This window comes from Acidiphilium sp. PM (assembly GCF_000219295.1).
Taxonomy (GTDB): domain Bacteria; phylum Pseudomonadota; class Alphaproteobacteria; order Acetobacterales; family Acetobacteraceae; genus Acidiphilium; species Acidiphilium multivorum.
This window is the reverse complement of sequence record NZ_AFPR01000147.1, coordinates 1-3,943: the sequence shown is the minus strand read 5'-3', so window position 1 is coordinate 3,943 and position 3,943 is coordinate 1. Positions and strand designations below refer to the sequence as shown.

Below are 3,943 nucleotides of genomic sequence, written 5' to 3'. Positions count from 1 at the left end.
CGTCAGCTCCTCGGCCGGGGCGGCGTCGAGCCCCATCGCCCGCCAGGCCTCGCGCTCGGCGGCGAAGGCCGCCCCCTGCCGCGCGCGGAAGGCGGCGATGCTCTCCGCCTCCGCCGCCATCAGCGCCTGCTGCGCCGCGAGCGAGAATGTCGTCTCCTCGATCCGCAGCGGATAGCGCCCGTGCGGAAACGCCGCCCGCGCCTCGGCCAGGTCCCGCGCGTCCACGGGGTAGAACCGCAGCACGTCGAAATGCCGCAGCAGCCAGGGCGTGTCGCCGAACGGCGCCCGCCCGCCGGGATGGCTGTTCCACATCTGCACGGTGCGGCCGAACAGCTGGTAGCCGCCCGGCCCCTCCATGCCATAGACGCAGAGATACGCCCCGCCGATCCCCACCGCGTTCTCCGGCGTCCAGGTCCGCGCCGGGTTGTATTTCGTCGTCACCAGCCGGTGCCGCGGGTCGATCGGGGTGGCCACCGGCGCGCCGAGATACACATCGCCCAGCCCCATCACGAGATAATCGGCGTCGAACACGATCCGCCGCACCGCGTCCTCGGACTCGAGGCCGTTGATCCGCCGGATGAACTCCACATTGTCCGGGCACCAGGGCGCGTCCGGCCGCACCGTCTCCTGATATTTCCGCATCGCCAGCATCACCTGCCCGTCCTTCCAGGACAGCGGCAGATGCACGATGCGCGAGGGCACCGTCATCGCCGCCGGATCGGGCAAATCCGGCTCGATCGCGCGGATCGCCTCCAGCAGCACCTGCGCCCGCACCGCGTCCGGGTCGAAATGCACCTGCAACGAGCGGATTCCCGGCGTGAGATCGACGATCCCCTTCAGCCCCGCCAGCCGCAGCGCCGCCTGCAACGCATGCGCCCGCAGCCGCAGCGCGAAATCCAGCGTCATCGCGCCGAACTCGACCAGCAGGTTCGCATCCCCCTGCCGCCGCACCACCATCGTCTCCGACCGGTGCAGCACCGCCGGGTCGGCGTCGGCGCGGGTGAAATGCACCACATCCCCCGGCCGCACCTGCCCGAGCTTCCACAGATCGCCCGACGCCACCACGCCGGGGCAGACGAACCCGCCGAGCGAGGGCCCGTCCGGCCCGAGCAGGATCGGCATGTCCCCGGTGAAATCCACCGCCCCCACCGCATAGGGCACGTCATGGATGTTGGAGGGATGCAGCCCCGCCTCGCCGCCATCCGCCCGCGCCCAGTCCGGCTTCGGCCCGACCAGCCGCACCCCGGTCCGCGCCGAGTTGTGGTGCACCTCGTAGGAGGCCGAGAACAGGGTCTCGATATCCGCCTCGGTGAAGAAATCCGGCGCCCCGTGCGGCCCGTGGCGCAGCGCGATCTCCCAGCGCGCGGTCAGTTCCGCCGCCTCCGGCGCCGCCGCTTCGCCACGCGCCAGCCCGGCGAAATGCAGCACATCCCCCGCGTTCAGGCAGCCGGTGCCATGCCCGCCGAACCCGCCCAGCGCGAAGGTCGCGGTCGAGCCGAGGAATTCCGCCGCCATGAACCCGCCGCCCACCGCGAGATAGCAGCGCTGCCCCGGCCCCTCGATCGCGCCCAGCGCCAGAACCTGCCCCGCCCGCACCGCGACCACCGCGTCATGCGGCACCCTCGCGCCATCGAGCGTCGCCGCCATCCGCGCCCCGGCGAGCGCGATCTCGGCATCGCCGCGGAAGCGCAGCACCGGCCCGCTCAGCGTGCATTCCAGCACCGAAGTCCCCGGCGGATTGCCGAGCAGCGCATTCGCCCGCGCGGCACTCCGCGCATCCATCGGCCCGCTCGGCGGAATCCCCACCTCCCAGGCGCCAAGCCGCCCCGGCAGGCTCTGCAACGACGATTGCGCCCCCGGCTCCAGCACCGCGATCCCTTCGCCCCGCCAGTCCAGCCGCCCCAGCGTCGCCGTCGTCATCGTCCCGGCGCGGAAATCCGTATCGTCCAGCGCCGCCAGCAGATAGGCGCGGTTGGTCTCGATCCCGGTCACCACCGTCGCCGCCAGCGCCTCCCGCAGCGCCGCGATCGCCGCCGCCCGGTCCGCCCCGCGCCCGATCAGCTTCGCCAGCATCGGATCGTAGAACGGCGTCACCTCGCTCCCCGGCGCGATCCACCCGTCCACCCGCGCGCCCGCGCCATAGCGCAGCGCGGTGATCCGGCCGGTCGAGGGCCGGAACCCCTCCGCCGGGTCCTCCGCATAGAGCCGCGCCTGCACCGCCGCCCCGCGCGGGGTCAGCCCCGCCGGCAGCGCGAACCCGCCGGCGGCGGCACGGATCATCCACTCCACCAGGTCGATGCCGAACACCTCCTCGGTCACCCCGTGCTCGACCTGCAGCCGCGTGTTCACCTCTAGAAAGTAAAATCCTTCCGTCGCCGCGTCGTAGATGAACTCCACCGTCCCGGCCGAGAGATACCGCACCGACCGCGCGAGGCCGCACGCCGCGTCCTCCATCGCCGCCAGCACCGGCGCGGGAATCCCCGGCGGCGGCGTCTCCTCCACGACCTTCTGGTTGCGCCGCTGCAACGAACAATCCCGCGCCCCGAGTGCGATCACCCCGCCCGCGCCGTCGCCGAAGATCTGCACCTCGACATGCCGCGCCGCGGTCACGAACTTCTCCAGATACAGCGCCGCCTCGCCGAAATTCGCCTGCGCCAGCCGGCTGATCCCGGCGAAGCGCGCCCGCAGCTCCGCCTCGTCCGCGCAGGGCGCCATGCCGATCCCGCCGCCGCCCGCCGTGCTCTTCAGCATCACCGGATAGCCGATCTCCGCCGCCGCCTCGGCCGCGTCCTCCACCGAGCCGAGCAGCCCCGAGCCCGGCAGCAGCGGCACGCCCGCGTCCCGCGCCAGCGCCCGCGCCGTGTGCTTCAGCCCGAAGGCGCGCATCTGCTCCGGGCGCGGCCCGATGAACACGATCCCCGCATCCGCCAGCGCCTCGGCGAAATCCGCCCGCTCGGCGAGGAACCCGTAGCCCGGATGCACCGCCTCCGCCCCGCTCGCCCGGCACGCGTCCACGATCGCCCCGACATCGAGATAACTCTCCGAAGCCGCGTTCCCCGCCAGCGCCACGGCATGATCCGCCGCCAGCACCGGCGCGGTGAACCGGTCAGCCGGCGAATGCACCGCGACGGACTCGATCCCCATCCGCTTCAGCGTCCGGCCGATCCGTGCCAGGATCGCCCCCCGGTTGGCGATGAGAACCCTGGAAAACCCGGCCTCCCGCCTCATGGTTCCCACACCACGCAGCGGATCGGCGTCGGCCGGAACCCGTTGCACGGGTTGTTCACCTGCGGGCAGTTCGAAATCAGCACCAGCAGATCCATCTCCGCCCGCAGCTCGACATACCCGCCCGGCGCCGACACCCCGTCATCCACCGTCAGCTCCCCATCCGGCCGGATCGGCACGTTCATGAAAAAGTTCACATTCGAAACGAGATCGCGCTTGTCCATCCCGTATTTCGCGAGCTCCGTCAGGAAATTCTCCCGGCACGCGTGCATGAACCGTGTGGCGTACCCGAACCGCACGGTATTGCTCTCGCACGAGCACGCCCCCGCGCTGGTGTCGTGAAACCCGCAGGTATCGGCGATGATCGTCGCCATCGCCCGCCCCTCGTTCGAGCGCAGCACCGACCCGGCCGAAAGGTCATACCGCCCGCCGGCCCGCGCCTGTGCGGCCAGCGTGTCCTGCGCCGAATAGCGCTCGCCCGGATCGGCGGCGTTATAGAACAGCGCATCCACCGCCTGCTGGCCTTCCAGGTCGATGATCCGCAGCACCTGCCCCGCCTTCAGCGTGGCCGAGAACGGCGCGCGCGCCGGCACCACGACATCGAGGATCGCCGCGTCGAAATGGTGTTCCATCATGCCCTCACGCGAAATAGCGCTCATTGTTCCCGAAGCCGCGCGCGGCCTCCTCCGTCGCGCACCGGCACGGATCGTCCGCCCCC

2 protein-coding genes are annotated in these 3,943 nt (G+C 71.7%); both read right to left on the bottom strand.

Translation table 11 applies throughout. The features are described 5' to 3' along the window. Positions 1-3,228 (bottom strand): 5-oxoprolinase/urea amidolyase family protein (locus APM_RS07130; RefSeq protein ID WP_039888027.1); only part of this gene is annotated, 3,228 nt, incomplete at its 3' end. Beyond that, complete coding sequence (locus APM_RS07125; RefSeq protein WP_083818661.1) at positions 3,225-3,857, bottom strand: urea amidolyase associated protein UAAP2; 633 nt, start codon at positions 3,855-3,857, stop codon at positions 3,225-3,227. The genes APM_RS07125 and APM_RS07130, both read right to left, overlap by 4 nt. Between the last annotated feature and the right edge of the window lie 86 nt (positions 3,858-3,943).

Bases quoted from the DNA above. Each gene is read 5' to 3' on its own strand.
- APM_RS07125 (WP_083818661.1), bottom strand. From the start codon at position 3,857: ATGGAACACCATTTCGACGCGGCGATCCTCGATGTCGTGGTGCCGGCG.